The organism is Pseudonocardia oceanicola (assembly GCF_047200735.1).
GTDB lineage: Bacteria > Actinomycetota > Actinomycetes > Mycobacteriales > Pseudonocardiaceae > Pseudonocardia.
The window spans coordinates 161,115-177,880 of sequence record NZ_JBJZON010000004.1 but is presented as its reverse complement, the minus strand read 5'-3'; the positions used below and the strand labels follow the sequence as shown (position 1 = coordinate 177,880).

At 76.9% G+C, this 16,766-nt stretch carries 18 protein-coding genes and 1 pseudogene; 11 read left to right on the top strand and 8 right to left on the bottom strand.

The genetic code is table 11. The features are described 5' to 3' along the window. Window positions 1-32: 32 nt before the first annotated feature. The 4 genes from ACL02T_RS08975 to ACL02T_RS08960 are packed head-to-tail and all read right to left on the bottom strand — an operon-like array spanning window position 33 to window position 2,903. The gene (locus ACL02T_RS08975; RefSeq protein WP_412830151.1) at window positions 33-632 is read right to left on the bottom strand and encodes a peroxiredoxin; all 600 of its coding nucleotides are present in this window, start codon (window positions 630-632) and stop codon (window positions 33-35) included. Beyond that, the gene (locus tag ACL02T_RS08970) at window positions 629-1,636 is read right to left on the bottom strand and encodes an LLM class flavin-dependent oxidoreductase (RefSeq protein WP_412830150.1); all 1,008 of its coding nucleotides are present in this window, start codon (window positions 1,634-1,636) and stop codon (window positions 629-631) included. The genes ACL02T_RS08975 and ACL02T_RS08970 overlap by 4 nt, the downstream gene beginning before the upstream one ends. Continuing rightward, a complete protein-coding gene (locus ACL02T_RS08965; RefSeq protein WP_412830149.1) occupies window positions 1,633-2,421 on the bottom strand; it encodes a hypothetical protein in 789 nt (262 codons plus the stop codon). Before ACL02T_RS08965 ends, ACL02T_RS08970 begins: the two co-directional genes overlap by 4 nt. Then, window positions 2,418-2,903: a class I SAM-dependent methyltransferase gene (locus ACL02T_RS08960; RefSeq protein ID WP_412830148.1), complete on the bottom strand. Its 486-nt coding sequence runs from the start codon at window positions 2,901-2,903 to the stop codon at window positions 2,418-2,420. The genes ACL02T_RS08965 and ACL02T_RS08960 overlap by 4 nt, the downstream gene beginning before the upstream one ends. 323 nt (window positions 2,904-3,226) lie before the next feature. On the opposite strand from ACL02T_RS08960, the gene ACL02T_RS08955 reads away from it, so the two are divergent. Then, window positions 3,227-3,544, top strand: a complete 318-nt coding sequence (locus tag ACL02T_RS08955) for an OsmC family protein (RefSeq protein ID WP_412830147.1) — start codon at window positions 3,227-3,229, stop codon at window positions 3,542-3,544. 483 nt (window positions 3,545-4,027) lie between these two features. Further along, a complete protein-coding gene (locus tag ACL02T_RS08950; protein WP_412830146.1) occupies window positions 4,028-4,153 on the top strand; it encodes a hypothetical protein in 126 nt (41 codons plus the stop codon). Here the strand turns inward: ACL02T_RS08950 and ACL02T_RS08945 are convergent. Beyond that, entirely contained in the window at window positions 4,107-5,792 is a 1,686-nt protein-coding gene (locus ACL02T_RS08945; RefSeq protein ID WP_412830276.1) for an ATP-binding protein, read from the bottom strand. The two genes, ACL02T_RS08950 and ACL02T_RS08945, sit on opposite strands and share 47 nt — an antisense overlap. 199 nt (window positions 5,793-5,991) lie before the next feature. Further along, window positions 5,992-6,192 (bottom strand): annotated as a pseudogene (locus ACL02T_RS08940) (winged helix-turn-helix domain-containing protein); the annotation flags it as partial. Window positions 6,193-6,504: 312 nt separating this feature from the next. Between ACL02T_RS08940 and ACL02T_RS08935 the strand changes: the two are divergent. The 7 genes from ACL02T_RS08935 (at window position 6,505) to ACL02T_RS08905 (ending at window position 13,354) form a co-directional block, all read left to right on the top strand. Continuing rightward, entirely contained in the window at window positions 6,505-7,887 is a 1,383-nt protein-coding gene (locus ACL02T_RS08935; protein WP_412830145.1) for an MBL fold metallo-hydrolase, read from the top strand. A gap of 45 nt (window positions 7,888-7,932) precedes the next feature. Continuing rightward, window positions 7,933-8,814 carry a sulfite exporter TauE/SafE family protein gene (locus ACL02T_RS08930; RefSeq protein WP_412830144.1) on the top strand — a complete coding sequence of 294 codons (882 nt, stop codon included), beginning with the start codon at window positions 7,933-7,935 and terminating at the stop codon, window positions 8,812-8,814. A 156-nt stretch (window positions 8,815-8,970) separates the two neighbouring features. Beyond that, a complete protein-coding gene (locus ACL02T_RS08925; RefSeq protein WP_412830143.1) occupies window positions 8,971-9,360 on the top strand; it encodes a hypothetical protein in 390 nt (129 codons plus the stop codon). A 68-nt stretch (window positions 9,361-9,428) separates the two neighbouring features. Next, a complete protein-coding gene (locus ACL02T_RS08920; protein WP_412830142.1) occupies window positions 9,429-10,019 on the top strand; it encodes a hypothetical protein in 591 nt (196 codons plus the stop codon). Beyond that, window positions 10,016-11,608 carry an FAD-dependent monooxygenase gene (locus ACL02T_RS08915; RefSeq protein WP_412830141.1) on the top strand — a complete coding sequence of 531 codons (1,593 nt, stop codon included), beginning with the start codon at window positions 10,016-10,018 and terminating at the stop codon, window positions 11,606-11,608. The genes ACL02T_RS08920 and ACL02T_RS08915 overlap by 4 nt, the downstream gene beginning before the upstream one ends. Then, window positions 11,605-12,252: a class I SAM-dependent methyltransferase gene (locus tag ACL02T_RS08910; protein WP_412830140.1), complete on the top strand. Its 648-nt coding sequence runs from the start codon at window positions 11,605-11,607 to the stop codon at window positions 12,250-12,252. The genes ACL02T_RS08915 and ACL02T_RS08910 overlap by 4 nt, the downstream gene beginning before the upstream one ends. Before the next feature lie 61 nt (window positions 12,253-12,313). Next, complete coding sequence (locus ACL02T_RS08905) at window positions 12,314-13,354, top strand: CHASE3 domain-containing protein (RefSeq protein WP_412830139.1); 1,041 nt, start codon at window positions 12,314-12,316, stop codon at window positions 13,352-13,354. 7 nt (window positions 13,355-13,361) lie between these two features. On the opposite strand, the gene ACL02T_RS08900 is transcribed toward ACL02T_RS08905, so the two are convergent. Both ACL02T_RS08900 and ACL02T_RS08895 read right to left on the bottom strand, forming a co-directional pair. Continuing rightward, the gene (locus ACL02T_RS08900) at window positions 13,362-14,237 is read right to left on the bottom strand and encodes a universal stress protein (protein WP_412830138.1); all 876 of its coding nucleotides are present in this window, start codon (window positions 14,235-14,237) and stop codon (window positions 13,362-13,364) included. 146 nt (window positions 14,238-14,383) lie between these two features. Beyond that, window positions 14,384-14,956, bottom strand: coding sequence for an Rv1733c family protein (locus tag ACL02T_RS08895; protein WP_412830137.1), 573 nt, complete (start codon window positions 14,954-14,956; stop codon window positions 14,384-14,386). Window positions 14,957-15,198: 242 nt separating this feature from the next. On the opposite strand from ACL02T_RS08895, the gene ACL02T_RS08890 reads away from it, so the two are divergent. Continuing rightward, complete coding sequence (locus ACL02T_RS08890; RefSeq protein WP_412830136.1) at window positions 15,199-15,666, top strand: Hsp20/alpha crystallin family protein; 468 nt, start codon at window positions 15,199-15,201, stop codon at window positions 15,664-15,666. A 65-nt stretch (window positions 15,667-15,731) separates the two neighbouring features. Beyond that, window positions 15,732-16,742 carry a glyceraldehyde 3-phosphate dehydrogenase NAD-binding domain-containing protein gene (locus tag ACL02T_RS08885; RefSeq protein ID WP_412830135.1) on the top strand — a complete coding sequence of 337 codons (1,011 nt, stop codon included), beginning with the start codon at window positions 15,732-15,734 and terminating at the stop codon, window positions 16,740-16,742. The last annotated feature ends 24 nt before the right edge of the window (window positions 16,743-16,766 follow it).

The following is a 16,766-nucleotide window of genomic DNA, read 5'->3' as shown; positions in this document are numbered from 1 at the left end:
AGCGGACGGGGAACGAGCCTGCGTCGCCCCTCTCACATCGGGGAGCGCGGCGCCCCTCCCCGACCGCCCTCTCCGGCGTGGGGCGGACGAACCCGGTCGGGTGGGCTCGTGCGCGATCCCAGCCACGCGAGCACCTCGCGGGCATGCGCCGCCGGGACCCGGACCGGGTGGAAGACGTGCTCCACCACGCCCTCGAGGAGCACGAGGGTGAGGCGACCGAACAGCGTCGTCCCACCCGCGCGGAAGGTCGGCAGGCCCAGCCGCGCCGCCAGGGTGAGGCGCGGGTCGGACAGCAGCGGGAAGGGCAGCCGGAGCCGGTCGACGACCTCGCGTTGCTCGTCGGTGTGCTGGGCCGACACCCCGTAGACCCGGTCGGCGCCCGCGGCACGCAGGTCGGCGTGGTGGTCCCGGAAGTCGCATGCCTCGGGTGTGCAGCCGCGGGCGCCGGGGATGGTGTCCCACCCCTCGGGCAGGTTGCGGCCCGGTCGCCCGGTGAGCGGGTAGAGGTAGAGCACCGTGCGCCCCGTGAGCCGGTCGAGGGCGACCCGCACACCGTCGGTGCTCGGCAGGCTCAGCGTCGGCAGCGGGCGTCCCGGGAGGCGGTCCTGCGGTGCGCGCGCGTCGGTGGTCACGACGCCACCTCCGCCACCGGACCGTCCGGGGCCCCCGCGGCGACCGTGGCGAGCACCGCGGCGAGCGGAGCGGGTCCGACGCAGACCGCGACCACGTCCACGAGCCGGTCCCATGCGGCGAGCCCTCGGCGGACGGCCTCCTCGCCGCCGTACACCGCCAGCTGCGGGAGCAGCGGGTCCGCGGTGCGGGGCCAGTCGATCCGGGAGGGCGCCGGCCGGGGGTTGGCCGCCCGCAGCGCCGCGACGGCCGCGGCGTGTCCGTGCGCGGCGACCAGGTCGCCGTAGACGGGTCCCATCCCGGTGAGGTACCAGCCGACCAGCCGTTCGGCGCCGATGCGTCCGCTGCGGGACGCCTCGTCCACGGCCACCATCGGGCCGCAGACGAGCTCGGGGTCCCGGACGGCGCCCGCCAGCGCCCCGGCCCGGAGCCGCGCGAGCCCGTTCCGCGGGACCAGCGCCGGGAACCAGCCGTCCCCGAGATCGGTGGCGACCCGCACGGCCCGCGGCCCCAACCCGGCGATCCACAGCGGCAGGCCCGGCCGGGACCTGCCGAGGACGATGCCCCGGCCCTCGTGGGCCGCGGTCGCGCGCTCCCCGTCGAGCAGGCGGCGGACCTCGGTGGCGACTCGGCGCAGCTCGGCCGCGGGCCTGCGGTACGGCACGCCGTGGAACCGTTCGGCGAGGGCGGCCGTGCTGGCGCCGACGCCGAGGGTGAACCGGCCGCCGGAGAGGTCGTCGAGGGTCGCGGCGGCCATGGCGAGCGTCGCCGGCGTCCGCCCCCAGACCGACAGCACGCCCGCCACCAGGCGGATCCGCTCGGTGCGCGCCGCGATCGCCGCCAGCGCGGCGACCGCGTCCAGTCCCCAGCCCTCGGGGACGACGACGGATTCGTAGCCCAGCCGCTCGGCGTGCCGGGCGGCGGCGACCAGGACCTCGATCCGGGTCTCCATCGGGGTGAGGACCAGCGCGCGACGGGAGCGCGGGTCGATGCTGCGCAGACTCATGACGGTACCTCGCTTCCGGTGACGAACCAGGTGACGACGGCGACGGCGGCGTGCAGGCCGCGGTCGTCGAGGAGCGCGGCCTCGGTGACGACCCGGCGCCCCCGGCGTCGCGCCGTGCGGGCGTAGAGCGTGTGGCGGCGACCCGCCGCGACCGGCAGCCGCTGCTCGACGGCCAGCTCCCCGGTCAGCGGGCCGCCCCGCGCGGCGGCGCCGAGGACCGGTCCGGCACTCGCGCAGTCCAGCGCCGCCCACAGGAGCCACGACGGGACCTCCCCCTCCCCCGGCGGTACCCACCGTGTGGCGTGCACGCCGCGCCCGCGGACCGGGCCGGGCCGCAGGCCGAGCCCGTCGACCCGGTCGGGCCCACAGCCGAAGCAGCGGGGATGGGGGTGCACGCCCGCCCGCGCGTCGAGCCAGTGGCGCTCCGCGGCGCGGACCAGCGCGGGCGGGGCAGGCTCGAAGGGCGGGACGTCCCACGGCCCCCCGCGGCGCGCGGTGGCCACCGGGACCGGACCCGCGTGCAGGACGACCGCACCGTCGGCCCGGCTCCGCGGGACGAGCGGCGTGCCGAGCGGGATCGCGGCGTGCAGCCGGACCACCGCCCGGCGCGGGTCGACCAGGGCCGCCGCGTACCCGGCCGTAACCCCGCCGTGGCCGGACCCGGCGGGGCCGGTGTAGCGCGGGTCGACGACGACCGGGACGGCATGTGGCGTCGCGTCCAGGGTCGTGCCCGCCGGTGTCGTTCCCGCCGGGGTGGTCGTGCCGAGCGTCTCCACCGCGCTCACCCGTCCGCCGACCGTTGCGCGACCACGAACCTGTGGTCGTTGCGCAGCCGGAGGATGCCGTTGAGCCTGCGCATCGCCGCCAGGTGGTTCTCGGGCGCGTGCCGGGCGAAAGCGCGGAAGCACTCGCGGACGTCCAGCGGCGGCCCGACCCCCCAGAAGCTGATGCCGATCAGCCCACCCGGACGCCGCACCCCGTGGGCCTCGGCGAGCGCGTCGGTGCAGCCGCCCCAGATCCCGTTGATCGACACCACGGCGTCGCACGCCGAGTCCGGCCAGGGCAGGTCGAACATCGAGCCGACCCGCACGTCGACGCCGGGGCTGCGGGTCCGGGCCACGGCGACGAGGTCGGCGGCGGCGTCGAGGGCCGCGGCCTTCGCCCCGAGGGAACCGGCGAGCCGGACCGCCGGGCCCGATCCGCACGCCACGTCGAGCAGCCGCGTGCCGGGCCCGACGTCCAGCCGCCGGAACAACGTGGTGATCATGTCGAGGCCGTAGTGCTCGTACAGGCAGGCCCAGTCGGCCGCGCGGTGGCCCAGGCCGCTCCCGCTTCGCGCCGGTCGTGGGCGGGGCGGGTCGTGGTCTCCGGAGGTGTGGTCATGCGGTCACGGTGCGGGAGACCTCGCGGCCCGGTCATGGAGACGGCGTGGCGGTCCGGTGGAGACCCGCCCCGCCCCGGTCTCCAGAACCTCTCCGGTGGACCCCCACCCCGCCTCCAGGTGTCGTCGAGGCCGTCCTGGCCGCGCGGGAGGCGCTCACCGAGACCCCCGGGGCCGCGCGGTTCCGGTGGCGGGCGCAGTGCAGGTGGGTGAACGGCACCCACAGCCGCAGCACCGCGCACGACGACGCCGGGCTGGGGGCCGAGCACACGCACCGGCAGGAGTTCGTCGTCGAGGCCGACCACCCCGAGCTCTTCGCGGCCGAGGACAACGGCGCCACCCCCGTCGAGATCGTCCTCACGGCCCTGGGCGGGTGCCTGACGGGGGGCGTCGCCTCGGTCGCGGCCCGCCGCGGGGTACGCCTGCGCTCGGTGCACGCCACGATCGAGGCCGCCCAGGACCTGCAGGGCATCCTCGGGATCCCGACGTGCGCAACGGGTTCAGCGCCGTCCGGGTGCGCCACGTGATCGACGCGGACGCCTCCCGCTCGCAGATCGAGGCCGTCGTCGCGCAGTCGCAGAAGCGCTCCGCCGTGTTCGACATCCTCACCAACCCGACGGCCGTGACCGTCGAGTCACCCCGAACTGGCTCTCCAGGCTGCCGGGGCACCCCTACGACGGCGACGACCCCGACGGCTACCGCACGGCCGCCGAGGTCGTCGCCCTGCTCGACCGGTACCGACACCGGGTCGGGGCCCCTGTGCAGACCCGCACCACGGTCACCGGGGTCCACCCCGCCCCCGGCGGCCACCGCGTCGAGACCGACCGCGGGACCTGGCGCTGCCGGGCTGGTGGCCGGGGCATCCTCCTCGGGCGTCCAGATCGCCGACGAGCTGAACCGGTCGGGCCGGCCGGTGACCCTCGCAGTCGGGCGACCACGTCCGGGCCCCTGGTCTGCTCGACCGTCGGGGCAGGCTCCGACACGACGGCGGCGTCCTCCCCGTCCCGGGGATGTCCCTGCTGGGCCTGCCGTTCCTGCGCAGGCGCAAGTCGAACTTCCTCGACGGGGTCGGCCCGGACGCGCGCGAGCTCACCGCCCACCCGGTCGCCCACCTGAGCGGACGGCGGGCCGCGTGAGGGCACGCATCCACGACAGCGCCTCGTCCCCGGTCTCCGGGAGGCGGGCCGGGTCCGTCGCCGCCGGGGGGTCGGCGTCGGGATCGGCGGTGGCGTCGACGGCCGCGTCGACGGCGTCGCGGAGCCTGCGGTAGACGACGGTGACCTGGAAACTCTGCGTGGGCCGCCCCGCTCGGCGGACCGCCCGCAGCCACCGCGCGGCACGGGCCTGCTCCCCGCGGCGGTGGGCCAGTACTGCCGCCGGGACCAGCAGGTCGGGCAGGCCGTCCCGGCCCGCCCGGTGCAGCCGGGACCGGGCGGTCTCGACGAGGGCGAGGGCCTGCGCGGGCTCGTCCGCTGCGGCGTGCACCGCCGCCGCGACCAGCAGGCTCCCCCACGCCGGGTCGTCCGGTGACGGTCGGGACAGCACGTGCCCCAGGAACCGTCGGGCCCGCTGCGGGTCGGGCACCGCCCAGCAGGCCGTCTGGGCCATCGCCGCGACGTAGGTGTCGTAGCCCGCCGGATCGGGCGAGCGGGCGGTGACCTCCGCGGCCTGCGCGACCGCCTCGTCGTAGCGGTGCAGCACGGCCAGGTGGAACGCGCGGTAGGAGTCGGCGAGGTTGCGGGTCACGGTGTCCCCGGCCCGTTCGGCGAGCCCGGCGGCCTCCTCGACCTGCGCGAGCGCGGTGTCCCGGTCGGTGAAGACGGTCGACCACGAGCGCAGGACGAGCGCCGCCGCGTGCAGCACCGGGTCACCGGCCTCCCGCGCCGCCCGCAGCGCGCGCTCGCCGTGGTCGGCGATCGCCGCGGGCGAGCGGGCCGCCATCCCCGCGTGCACACCCGTCAGGTGCAGCCGCGCGACCAGCGCCGGGTCCTCCTGGCGCCCTGCGTGGTCCTCGACGCGGGGCAGCACGGCCGCGGCCCTGGCGCCGGTGTCGCTGTGCATCGCCAACGCGACGCCCGCGACGAGCCACGCCGCGTCGTCCGTCCGCCCCCGTTCGAGCAGCCTGCGCTCGGCCGCACCGAGGTCGTCGTAGTGGGCCGTGCACCACGCGGCGGCGTCCCAGTCGTAGAGGTGCCGCCGGAGGTCGCGGCCGACCCGGTCCCGGCACCACTCGGCGTGTCGCGCCCGGTGGCGCTCGGCGTCCGCCAGCCCCGCCGCGAACAGCCGCACGCTCTCCAGCAGGCGGAACCGGTCGCCGTCGGTAGGGGCCACCAGGGAGTGGTCGACCAACCGGGCCAGCGCCGCGGCGACCCCGGCACCCGCCGCGTCGCCCGCCACCTCCTCGACGTCGACGAGCGAGAACGTCGCCGGGAACGCCGCGAGCAGCCCGAGCAGCTCACGCTCCCCCTCGTCGAGCAGGGCGAGGGTGCTCTCCAGCACCGAGGACAGGCTGGCGTGCCGGTCCCGCCCGGGACCCCGGCGGTCGCGCAGCAACGCGAAGCGCCGGTCGAGACGGCGGGCGATGTCGGCGGGGGTGAGCACCCGCAGCTGGGCCGCGGCGAGCTCGATCGCCAGCGGCAGGCCGTCGAGGTCGCGGCAGATCCACCGCACCGTCGGCTCGTCCCGCGCCGGGACCACCGCCCCGAGCCGCTCGGCGGCGGCGTGGAACAGCGCGGGCGCGGGGGCGTCCGCGTCGTCGCAGCCGAGCGCGGGCACCGCGCAGGGTGACGACGCGGTGCGTACCGAGCAGGTCCGCGACCTGCGCGACGGTCTCGGCCCGGCCGAACAGCGGCGTGCGTTCGGCGGGCAGGTTGTGCCGGGCCGGGGGCACGGGGCCCCGCTCCCCGTCGGCGGCGGGGCGCCCGCTGTCGGGGGTGTCCCCGGCCTCGGCGACCTCGGCGACGAACCGGTATCCCCGGCCGTGCACCGTCCTGACCCACCGCTGGGTGCGCCCGTCGTCGTGGAGTGCCCGGCGCAGGTTCTTGATCCGGCTGGTGAGCGCGGACTCGCTCACGAACCGGTCGCCCCAGACCTCGTCGAGGAGCTCCTCCTTCGGCACGACCCGGTCGCGGTGGCGAACCAGGTGGACGAGCACGTCGAAGACCTGGGGCTCCATCGGCACCGGCGCGCCGTCCCTGCGGAGCTCGAACGTCGTGGTGTCGAGGTCGAACTCCGCGAACGACACCCGCACCCGGTCAGTATCGCGGCTCCGCGGTGTCCGGGGAGAGGGCCGAACGGACCGACCTGCGGATGGGGACGTCCCGTCGTGCGCCCCGGCCGTCGGACCTCACCCCGGCGTGCTCGTGGACCAGCACGCTGTGGTCGGGGGAATGGCCGGCGGAGCGGTGGCGTTGTACCGTTCAGATACCCCCCGGGGTACTTAGGCCGAGAGCCGCGACCGCGGCCCCGAACCGAGAGGAGACAGTCGATGATCACGGTCCTGCCGATCGACACACCCGGGCTGGGCGACCGCTCGTACCTGGCCCACGACGGCGAGGTCGCCCTCGTCGTCGACCCGCAGCGCGACCACGACCGCATCCTCGAGCTGGCGGAGGCGGCCGGCGTGCGGATCACCCACGTCTTCGAGTCCCACATCCACAACGACTACGTGACCGGCGGCTACCGGCTCGCCCGGGCGGTCGGCGCCCGGTACCTGCTCAACGCGGACGACCCGGTCGCCTTCGAGCACGTCGGACTGCGGGACGGCGAGATCGTCGAGATCGGGCGCCGGATGCGCGTGCGGGTGCTGCACACGCCCGGGCACACCCACACCCACCTGTCCTTCGCGCTGGAGGCCGACGGCCGGCCGCGGGCGGTCTTCACCGGCGGGTCGCTGCTCTACGGCTCCACCGGCCGGCCGGATCTGCTCGGCCCCGACCACACCCACCCGCTGGCCCACGCCCAGTGGCACTCGGCCCGGCGCCTGGCCGCCGAGCTGCCGGACGAGACCGAGGTCTACCCGACCCACGGGTTCGGCAGCTTCTGCTCGGCGACCCAGTCCGACGGGACCGCGAGCACCATCGGCCGGGAGAGGCGGACCAACCCCGCCCTCACCGCCGACGAGGCCCGCTACGTCGACGAGCTGCTCGCCGGCCTCGACGCCCACCCCGCCTACTACGCCCACATGGCTCCGCTCAACTCGGCCGGGCCCGCGGAGGTCGATCTGTCCCCGCCGGCGGAGGCCGATCCCGCCGAGCTGCGCCGGCGGATCGAGGACGGCGAGTGGGTCGTGGACCTGCGCACCGGCACCGCCTTCGCGGCCGGCCACCTCGCCGGGACGGTCAACGTCGGCCTCGACGGCCAGTTCGTCACCTACCTGGGCTGGCTGCTGCCCTGGGGCACCCCGGTCACGCTGCTCGGCGAGACCGCCGAGGACGTGGCCGCGGCGCAGCGCGAGCTGGTCCGCATCGGCGTGGACCGGCCGGCTGCGATGGCCACCGGGAAACCCGAGGACTGGGCCGGCGACGAACCGGTGCGCAGCTTCCCGCGGGCCGGGTTCGCCGACCTCGCCGCCGCGCTCGCGTCGCCCGAACCGCCGGTCGTGCTCGACGTGCGGCGTACTCGGGAACGGGCCGAGGGCTACGTCACCGGATCGGTGCACATCCCGATCCACGAGGTCCTCGACCGGATCCACGAGATCCCGTCCCGGACCGTGTGGGTGCACTGCGCCGGCGGTTACCGCGCCGGCGTGGTCGCCTCCCTGCTCGACGCTCGCGGATTCGACGTCGTGGCGATCGACGACGCCTTCACCTCGGCCCGCGCCGCCGGGCTGCCCCTGTCCCTCCCACCGACCACCCCACCGGGCCGGTGACCGACCCGGTGCCGCCGCACCGCACACGAACGAGGTGAGGACACCATGTCCGTCGCACTCACCATCTCCCTCGCCGTGCTCGTCGGGGTGACCCTCGGGCTCCTCGGCGGGGGCGGGTCGATCCTCATGGTCCCGCTGCTGGTGTACGTGGCCGGGATGGACGCCAAGGAGGCCATCGCCGCCTCCCTCGTGGTCGTCGGCGTGACCGCCGCGGTGAGCGTGGTCGGGCACGCCCGGGCCGGGCGGGTGCGCTGGCGGACCGGCCTGCTGTTCGGCCTGGCCGGCATGGCCGGCGCCTTCGCCGGCGGCTGGGTCGGGGGCCACCTGCCGGGGCAGCTGCTCCTGGTCGCCTTCGCGTTGATGATGATCGCCACCGCCGCGGCGATGCTGCGCGGCCGCGGCTCCCCCGACCCCGCGAAGGCGCACACCGAGCTGCCGATCGGGCGGGTCCTGCTCGACGGTGTCGTCGTCGGCCTGGTCACCGGCCTGGTCGGCGCCGGCGGCGGCTTCCTCGTGGTGCCCGCCCTGGCGCTGCTGGGGGGCCTGCCGATGGGGGTCGCGATCGGGACCTCGCTGCTGGTCATCGCCATGAAGTCGTTCGCAGGCCTCACCGGCTACCTCGCGAGCGTGTCGCTGGACTGGCCGCTCGTCGGGGCCGTCACCCTCGCCGCCGTCGCCGGCAGCCTGGTCGGCGCGCGGCTGGTCGGCCGCATCCCCGGCGACGCCCTGCGTCGGGCCTTCGGCTGGTTCGTCCTCGCAATGGGCGCCTTCGTGCTGGTCCAGCAGGTGCCGGAGAGCTTCCGGCTGCCCGCGCTGATCGCCCTGGCCGTCGTCGCCGCGGGCCTCGCCGGGTGCTCGGCCTTCGTGCCCCGCTGCCCGCTGCGCCACGGCAGCACCCGCGAGCTGGGCGGCGCGGCCCGTCCGTGACCGGCTGGGGCGGCCGGGCCGATCGGCCCTGCCGCCCGCCGGACCGGGGACCCTGCCGGACCCGAACCCGATGCGCCCCGACCCGGCCCGTTCGACCCTGCAGGACGGGCCCGCTCCGGCGCGACGATGGACGTGTCGGGAAGGGAGGTGGAGATCATGAGGTTCACGTGGACGGACACGGCGACGACGGTGCTCGTCGCGGCGATCGTGGTGCCGTACGTGGGTTATCTGGTCCGGGGTGCGATGCCCTTCGTCCAGGATCCCGTCGGCATGGCGGCCACCGGGCTGGTGCTCGGGATCGCTGCGGCGATGCTCGTGGTCCGGCGGTGGCTCGACCCCGGTGTGCTGCAGCGTACGGCGCTGCTGACCGGGACGGTCGCCCTCGGCCTGGGCATCGCGGTGCTGTGGACGGTGAACGAGGCCCTGCTCGCGGCGTTCGTGGGAGCGATCGTGGTGACGTGGGCGCTCGGTGAGCTCATCCACGTCCGGGAGCACCCGGCGGCCCAGCACGGGCCGGCCGGACCCACGGCGACCGGGCACGCCTGACACCCGCGGGGCCGCAGCCCGCCCGGCTGCGGCCCCGCAGTATGCCGCCGAACCGACCGGAGGTCGAGGTGACCGACTTCGTGACCGCAGTCGAGCAGGAGCCCCTCCCGGTCGCCGCCGCGGTGCGCGCGGTGGCCCGGTGCGCCGCCACCACCGGCGCACTGCTGGCCCGCAACCGGGTCCACCTGCCCCGGGCCCACGTCGGCATGCGGCTGCGCTTCGGCGACGGCACGTCCGCCCGCGTCTACCGGGAGACGGTGCTCGACCGCCCCGCTCCGCGGGATCCGAGCGTGCTCGTGGTCCGGTTCCGGTTGCGCGGGGTGCACGGCTCGCTGGGGCACGCCGCGTTCCGGGCGGAGAGCCTGCTCAACACGCCGCTGTTCGTGGGGTTCCCCGGGTACGTGTCGAAGCTCTGGCTGGCCCATGACGAGCGCGGCGCCTATCGCGGTCTCTACGAGTGGGACGACCCGGTGCTCGCCGAGGCCTACGCCCGCGCGCTCTGGCGGGTGCTCGCGCTGGTGTCCGCGCCCGCCACGATCCACTACCGGGTGCTGCCCGGGCAGCGGCGGGACGCGCTGCTGCGCGATCGCTCCGCCGCGCCGCGCGCGGTGCGCGACGAGGGTGCGGCGCACTGGTGGCAGCTGGTCGCGGTCGCGTGACCCCGCACCCCGACCTCCTCGTGGTCGGCGCCGGACCGACCGGGCTCGCGCTGGCCCTGCAGGCGCACGCCCACGGCGCGCGGGTGCGCGTCGTCGAACGCCGGCCGTCGCCCTTCCGGCCGTCCCGGGCGCTGATCGTGCACCCGCGCACGCTGGAGGTGCTCCGGCCGCTCGGCGTGGTCGACGCGCTCCTCGCCCGGGCGGACACCGCCCCCGCCGCACACCTGCACCTCGGCCGGCGGGTCGTCCCCGTGCGGCTCACCGACGTCGACCTGCCGGACACCGCCTACCCCCACCTGACGTTGCTGCGGCAGGCGGACGTCGAAACGGTGCTGGACCGCGCGCTGGCCGAGCGCGGGGTGCGGGTGGAGCGCGGCACCGACCTGACCGAGATCGCCGATGCCTACGGCGCCCGGTCGCGGGTCACCCTGCGCGGGCCCGCCGGGATCGAGCGCGGGTCCTACCGGTGGGTCGTCGGCTGCGACGGCGCCGACAGCACGGTCCGCCGGGCCGCCGGCATCGGGTGGCACGGCGGCGGCTACCGCCCGGAGATCGTGCTCGCCGACCTCGAGCTCGACGGCGACCTCGCCCCGGGCGCCGCCCACGTCGTCGCCGGGCGGCGCGGGCTGCTGTTCGTGTTCGCCCTCGGGGAGTGCGCGACGTGGCGGCTGCTGGCGACGCGTCCCTGCACCGACCCGAACCTGCCCTTCGGGCGGTCCGGGCCACCGGTCGACCCCGGCGACCTGCAGCGGTTGCTCGACGACGCCGGGCTGCCGGCGCGCATCAGGCGCGTGGCGTGGTCGAGCGTCGTGCGGGTCCAGCACCGGCTGGCGGCCACCTACCGGCGCGGGCCGCTGATCGTCGCCGGCGACGCCGCGCACACCCACTCCCCCGCCGCCGCCCAGGGGATGAACACCGGCATCCAGGACGCGGCGAACCTCGGCTGGAAGCTCGCCCTCGCCGCCACCAGCACCGCCCCGGAGCAGCTGGTCGACTCCTACGACCGGGAGCGGCGGCCCGTGGCCCGCCACGTGCTGGCGCTCACGCACGCCGTCTTCTGGGCGGAGGCCGGGACGGACCCGCTGGCCTCGTTCGTCCGCGGCACGCTCGCCCCGCTCGGTGCGCCGGTCGTCCCCGTCGCCCTGCGCCTCCGGCGGCCGGTCGCCGAGGTCGTGCGGCTCCTCGCGCGCTTCGGCGAGCACTACCGGAGCAGCCCGATCTCGGTGGAGGCCAGGCCTCGCCCGCCCGACGGGCCGCACGCCGGGGACCGCCTGCCCGATGCCACCGCCACGACCGCCGACGGCCGCCGGGTCCGGCTGCACGCGCTGCTCGCCCACCCCGGGGTGCACGTCCTGCAGCCCGACGACCCGGCGATCCCGGCGGTGCGCCCGACGGGCCCGCTCGTGCACGTGCACCGGCTGGCGGCCACGCCGTGGACCGGCGGCGTCCTCGCCGTCCGGCCCGACGGTCACATCGGTTTCCGCGGCGCGCCGGACGGCGCCCTGCGCGACTGGCTGGCCCGCGTCGGCGCAACCCCGGCAGCAGGTGGCCGACCGCCCGAACCCGACGAGGAGAAGGCCGCACGATGACGCGATCCCGCCCGGACGAACCGGAGCAGCGACCGGGCCTCGCCGAGCGCGCCTTCGCGGCCGCCTACGACCCGCTCACGGCACTGGCCGAACGCCGCGTCCTCGGCCGGGTCCGCCGCCGGCTGATCACGCCGCTGTCGGGGCGGGTCGTGGAGATCGGCGCCGGGACCGGCGCGAACCTCGCCTACTACGGGTCGCACGTCGACCTCACCGTCTGCGAACCGGCCCTGCCCATGCGGCGCAGGCTGGAGCGCGCGGTGTCCGACCGGCCCGCCACCACGGTGAGCAGCGCGCCCGCCGAGGACCTGCCGGTCGCGGACGCCACCGTGGACGCGCTCGTCTGCACCCTCGTGCTCTGCACCGTGTCGGAGCCCCACCGCGCACTCGCCGAGGCCCGTCGCGCGCTGCGCCCCGGCGGCGTGCTCGTGCTGCTGGAGCACGTGCGGGGCCGTCCGGGACTGCACGCGCGGGTGCAGGACCTCGTCGCGCCGGTGTGGCGCACCCTCGCGTGCGGATGCCGGCCCAACCAGGACACCGCCGCCCTGCTCGAGGACGCGGGATTCGCCTGGGTCGACAGGGACCGGCACGACCTGCCGGTCCCCGTGGTGTCCCCGCTCGTCGCCGGTCTGCTGATCCCGCGGTGACGTGCTCGAGGTCGCCGCGGAGGATTCCCGCGCCCGCCACATCGCCTTACGCTCCGAACGTGTGAGGCGACCTCGTCCGGGCCGGCGCTCCCTGCGCCGGCGCATCCAGATCCTCGTGGGTGGGGTGCTCGCGACGGTCCTGGCGCTGCTCGCGGTCGCCCTGGTCAGCTCCTGGCAGGCCGCCGCAGCCGACCGGGTCGTGATCGAGCGGCTCGGACCCGCGGCGACCTCGCTGGAGCGGCTGCAGAGCGCCTACGTCGACCAGGAGACCGGGCTGCGGGGGTTCGTGCTGACCGGGCAGGAGCCGTTCCTGGAGCCCTACACCGCCGCCGAACCCGTCATCGCCGCGGAGCAGCGGCGGCTCCGCGACGCCCTGCCCGAGCACACCGGCATGCTCGACGAGGTGGCCGCCGCTCACGAGGACTGGTCGACGAACGTCGCCCGGCTCGGCCTCGAGCTCCGTCGCGCCGGCGACATGGACCGCATCCTCGCCATGGTCGGGCAGGGCGTGGGGAAGAGCCGCTTCGACGCGCTCCGCGCCCGGCTCGACGCGGTGCGCACGCAGGTGGAGCTGGAAGCCGCCGCGGCGCAGGGGCACGCCGATGCGGCACGGGCGCGGGTCACGACCGTGCTCGTGGCCGCCGGGGTGCTCACCGTCCTGCTCGGTGTCGCGGCCCTGGTGTTCCTCCGCCGCTGGGTGATCACCCCGCTCGACCGGCTGGTCGACGACGTCTCCCAGGTCGCGGGTGGCCGGTACGGGCATCCGATCCGCGACGACGGGCTGCTCGAGCTGGCCACGGTCGGCCGCGGGGTCGGGCTCATGCGTGACCGGCTGACCGCCCACGCCGCCGACGCCGCCGCCCTGGCCCGCCGGGACGGCGGGGCGGCCGAGTCCGAGCGGATGGCCGGTGAGCTGCGCGAGGACGTCCTGCTCGAACTGTCCTCGATCACCATGGCGGTCACCGCGGCCGGGGCCCGCCACCCGGACTCGGCGCAGGACCTCCGGCCGGTGGTCGACCGGCTCGACGAGGTCATCCGCACGACCAGCACCGCGATCTTCGGGCGGCCGGGTGCGGAACCCGACCGTGAGCAGGGCGGTTGACGCGAGATCAGTCGGCCGGGGCCGCGGCCGGGACGCGGACGGGGCCGAGGACGACCGGGCAGGGGGCGAAGCCGACGAGCCCGCGGCTGGTGGAGCCGAGCAGCATCCCGTCGTCGTGCCGGGGCGACCGGGCGGCGCGCCGCGGCGCGACCACGACGAGCCGGGCCGACTCGGCGAGTCGCAGCAGCGTGCGCAGCGCCGTGCCCTCCACTCCCCGGGCCTCCACGGGTACCTCCGGGACCCGGGCGGCGGCCCGCTGCCGCGCGGCGTCGAGGGTGGCCCGGCCGCGGGCGGCCAGCTCGGTCGGGTCGTCCTGCAGTCGGTGCGCGCCGCCGCCGGGCCCGGCGACGACGTCGGACCAGGCGTGTACCAGCAGCAACGTGGCCGCAAGGTCGTGGGCCAGGTCGGCGGCGAGATCGAGGGCCCCGGCACCGGCCTCGGTGCCGTCGACCCCCACGACGACCGGTCCGGAGACCGCCGGCGGCCGGTCCGGCGCCGCACCCCGGACGACCGCGAGCGGGCACGGCGTCCCCCCGGCGAGCCGGGCGGCGGCGGTCCCGGCGAGGAGCCCGGACGAGCTGCCCTCCCCGTAGCTGCCCACCACCAGCAGGCCCGCGGTGTCCGCCCGCGCCAGCAGCGCCTCCGCGACGGCCTCCGGCCCCGCCGGACCCTGGACGAGGTCCGCGTGGGCGCCCAGCTTCGCGGCGAGCGCGGTCAGCCATCCGGGTGCCCCGGTTCCCGCCCCGACGTGCACCAGGTGCAGCGGGGCCCCGCGGGCGTCGGCGATCTCGGCGGCCCAGGCGGCGGCGTCCCGGGCGGACGGTGCCTCGTCCACCCCGACGACCACCGGTCGTGCGGCCCGTTCCTGCTCGCTGTCCACCACGCGTCCCCCTGAGGTCCGGCCGGTCCCCGGCCACGGTCTGCCGTCCCTCACGGTCGCACGACCCGCCGCTGCGCGGCAGGGCACGCCGGCGCGAGAGCCGGTGCGCTGCGGGCGGCACGACCGGGACCTGTGCCCCTACCGCCCGCTCACCCGGTCGAGGTCCGCCCGCTCCAGCGCGGCTCGACCTCCGCCCACTCCCGGCCCCACGTGGCGGCGTTGGCCCGCAGGAGCACGGCCGCGAGGAGCCGGCGCACGCCGACGAGCACACCCACCAGCAGGCCCAGGAGGACGGCGGCGCCGAGCACCGCGCCGCCGAGGACGGACCCGCGGCCGGCCGGCGCGGGGGCGGTGGCGCCGCTCCGGTCGACCCAGACGAGCTCGACCTCGCCCGCGGCGGGCCGCCCGGGCACCTGCACGGTCCCGGTCCGGGGTGTGCCGTCGGGCGCGGTCCACCTGGCGGGCACGCGGGAGGTCGGTGCGACCCCGCGCGTCGCGGCGGGTGAGAGCGGCGGGGCATCGGCCAGGACGGTCGCCTCGACCTGCGTGCGCTCGGCCGCCTCCTGCTCCGCCCGGGCCAGACCCGCGCCGTAGTTGGACAGGGCGAGCACGATGATCGCGAGCGCGCCCAGGAGACCGGCCACCGACAACACCACCACGGCGGCCAGTTCGATCCGGTCCGTGCCGCGTCGCGGCAGCGGGCGAGCCTCCTCGGCGTCCACACCGCACCTCCCGTGCTCGCCGTCCGGGGACACGGTCAGCCAACCTCGGCGCCCTCGGTCGTGGCAGGGCCGGTGGTCCCACTCGCGGGCCACCGTCGGCGGCACGCACGAGGGACGTCCGCCCGCCCGGAACCGGGACCGACGCCCCTGCGCACCGGCGGCGCGGCGGCGCAGGGTCGGAGGGGCCCGCAGGAGACGAGGACGACGACACCCGGGCACGAACGACGACGAGGAGGACGGACATGAGCATGATCTCGCGCCGCGAGAAGGGATCCGACGTCTCGCCCTTCGGCCGCATGGACCGCCTGTTCGACGAGTGGTTCCGTGCGCTGCCGATGCGACGGCCCTTCGGGCCGGACTGGCCCGGGGAGGAGCTGATCCGGATCGACGAGTACCGCGAGGGCGACACCCAGGTGATCAAGGCCGAGCTGCCCGGCATCGACCCGGCCCGGGACGTCGAGATCACCGCCACCGACGGCATGCTCCGGATCAAGGCCGAGCGCCGCATCGAGCAGGACCGCGAGGACAAGGGCTACACCCGCCACGAGATCCGCTACGGGTCGATGACCCGCACCCTTCCCCTGCCCGAGAACGTCTCCGAGAGCGACATCACGGCGAGCTACGCGAACGGCATCCTCGAGATCCGCGTCCCGATGCCGCCCGAGCCCGAGGTGAAGAAGCCGACCACCATCCCGGTCAGCAGCTCCTGACCACGATCCACCGGGGTGCCGCGCCCGCCCGGGCGCGGCACCCCTCGTCACGAGGGGACACCGCCGTGCGCGTGCGCGTGAGCATCGACGGGGCCGGGCGACTCGGCCGTCAGCTGCTGCGGGCGATCACCGACCGCCGGGAGCCCGACTACGAGGTCGTGGCGGTCCGCGACCGCGCGCCGGCCCACGAGGTCGCGCGGCGGCTCCTGCACGACTCCACCCACGGCCACTGGGACCACCGCGTCGAGGTCGTCGACGAGCACCTCGGCCTCGACGACCACACGATCCGGGTGCTCCACGAGGAGCACCCGCACTGGGCCGGCGCCGACGTGGAGATCGTCGTCCGCACCGGGGCCGACTGTGCGGGAGGGTCGGCGCCGTTCGACCGCGAGGGTGCGCGCCCGGCCCACGGTGTCCGCGCCGTCCTCGTCGCCGGGGGACCGGACGACGGGGCGGACGTCACGGTCGTGCCCGGCCTCGACGAGGACGTCTACGACGCCACCCGGCACCGCGTGGTCTCGGCGTCGTCGGCGGAGGCGGCCTGTGCCGCGGCGCTGCTCGCCCCGCTGCACCGCGGCTTCGGCGTGGTGGACGCGCTGGTGACGGCGGTCGAGGGCCGGACCGCACCCGTCGCCGACCCGACCGACCCGCACCTCGGGCGCGACGCCGCGGTCAACATCGTGCCCACGGGCTGCCGGGTCGGCACCGAGGTCGGTGCGCTCCTGCCCGACCTGCGCGACCGCGTCGACGGGCTGGTGCTCCGGGTGCCCACCGCCGACGCCGCCCTCGTCGACCTGACCGCGCGGCTCGCCGCGCCCGTCACGCCCGGACAGGTCCGGCGCAGCCTGACCACCGCCGCGGACGGCCCGCTCAAGGGCCTGCTCACCTGCACCCGGGAGCCGCTGGTCTCGCGCGACGTCGTCGGGGAGACCGCCTCGTGCGTCGCCGACCTCGGCCTCGTCCGCACCCGCGGCGAGCTGGTCACGGTGGTGGGCTGGTACGACCCCGAGGCCGGACACGTGCACCGGGTCGCCGACCTGCTCGGGATCATGGCCCGCACCCTCCCCGGTCGCTGAGCCCCGCCGCCGGACCCGGTCGCC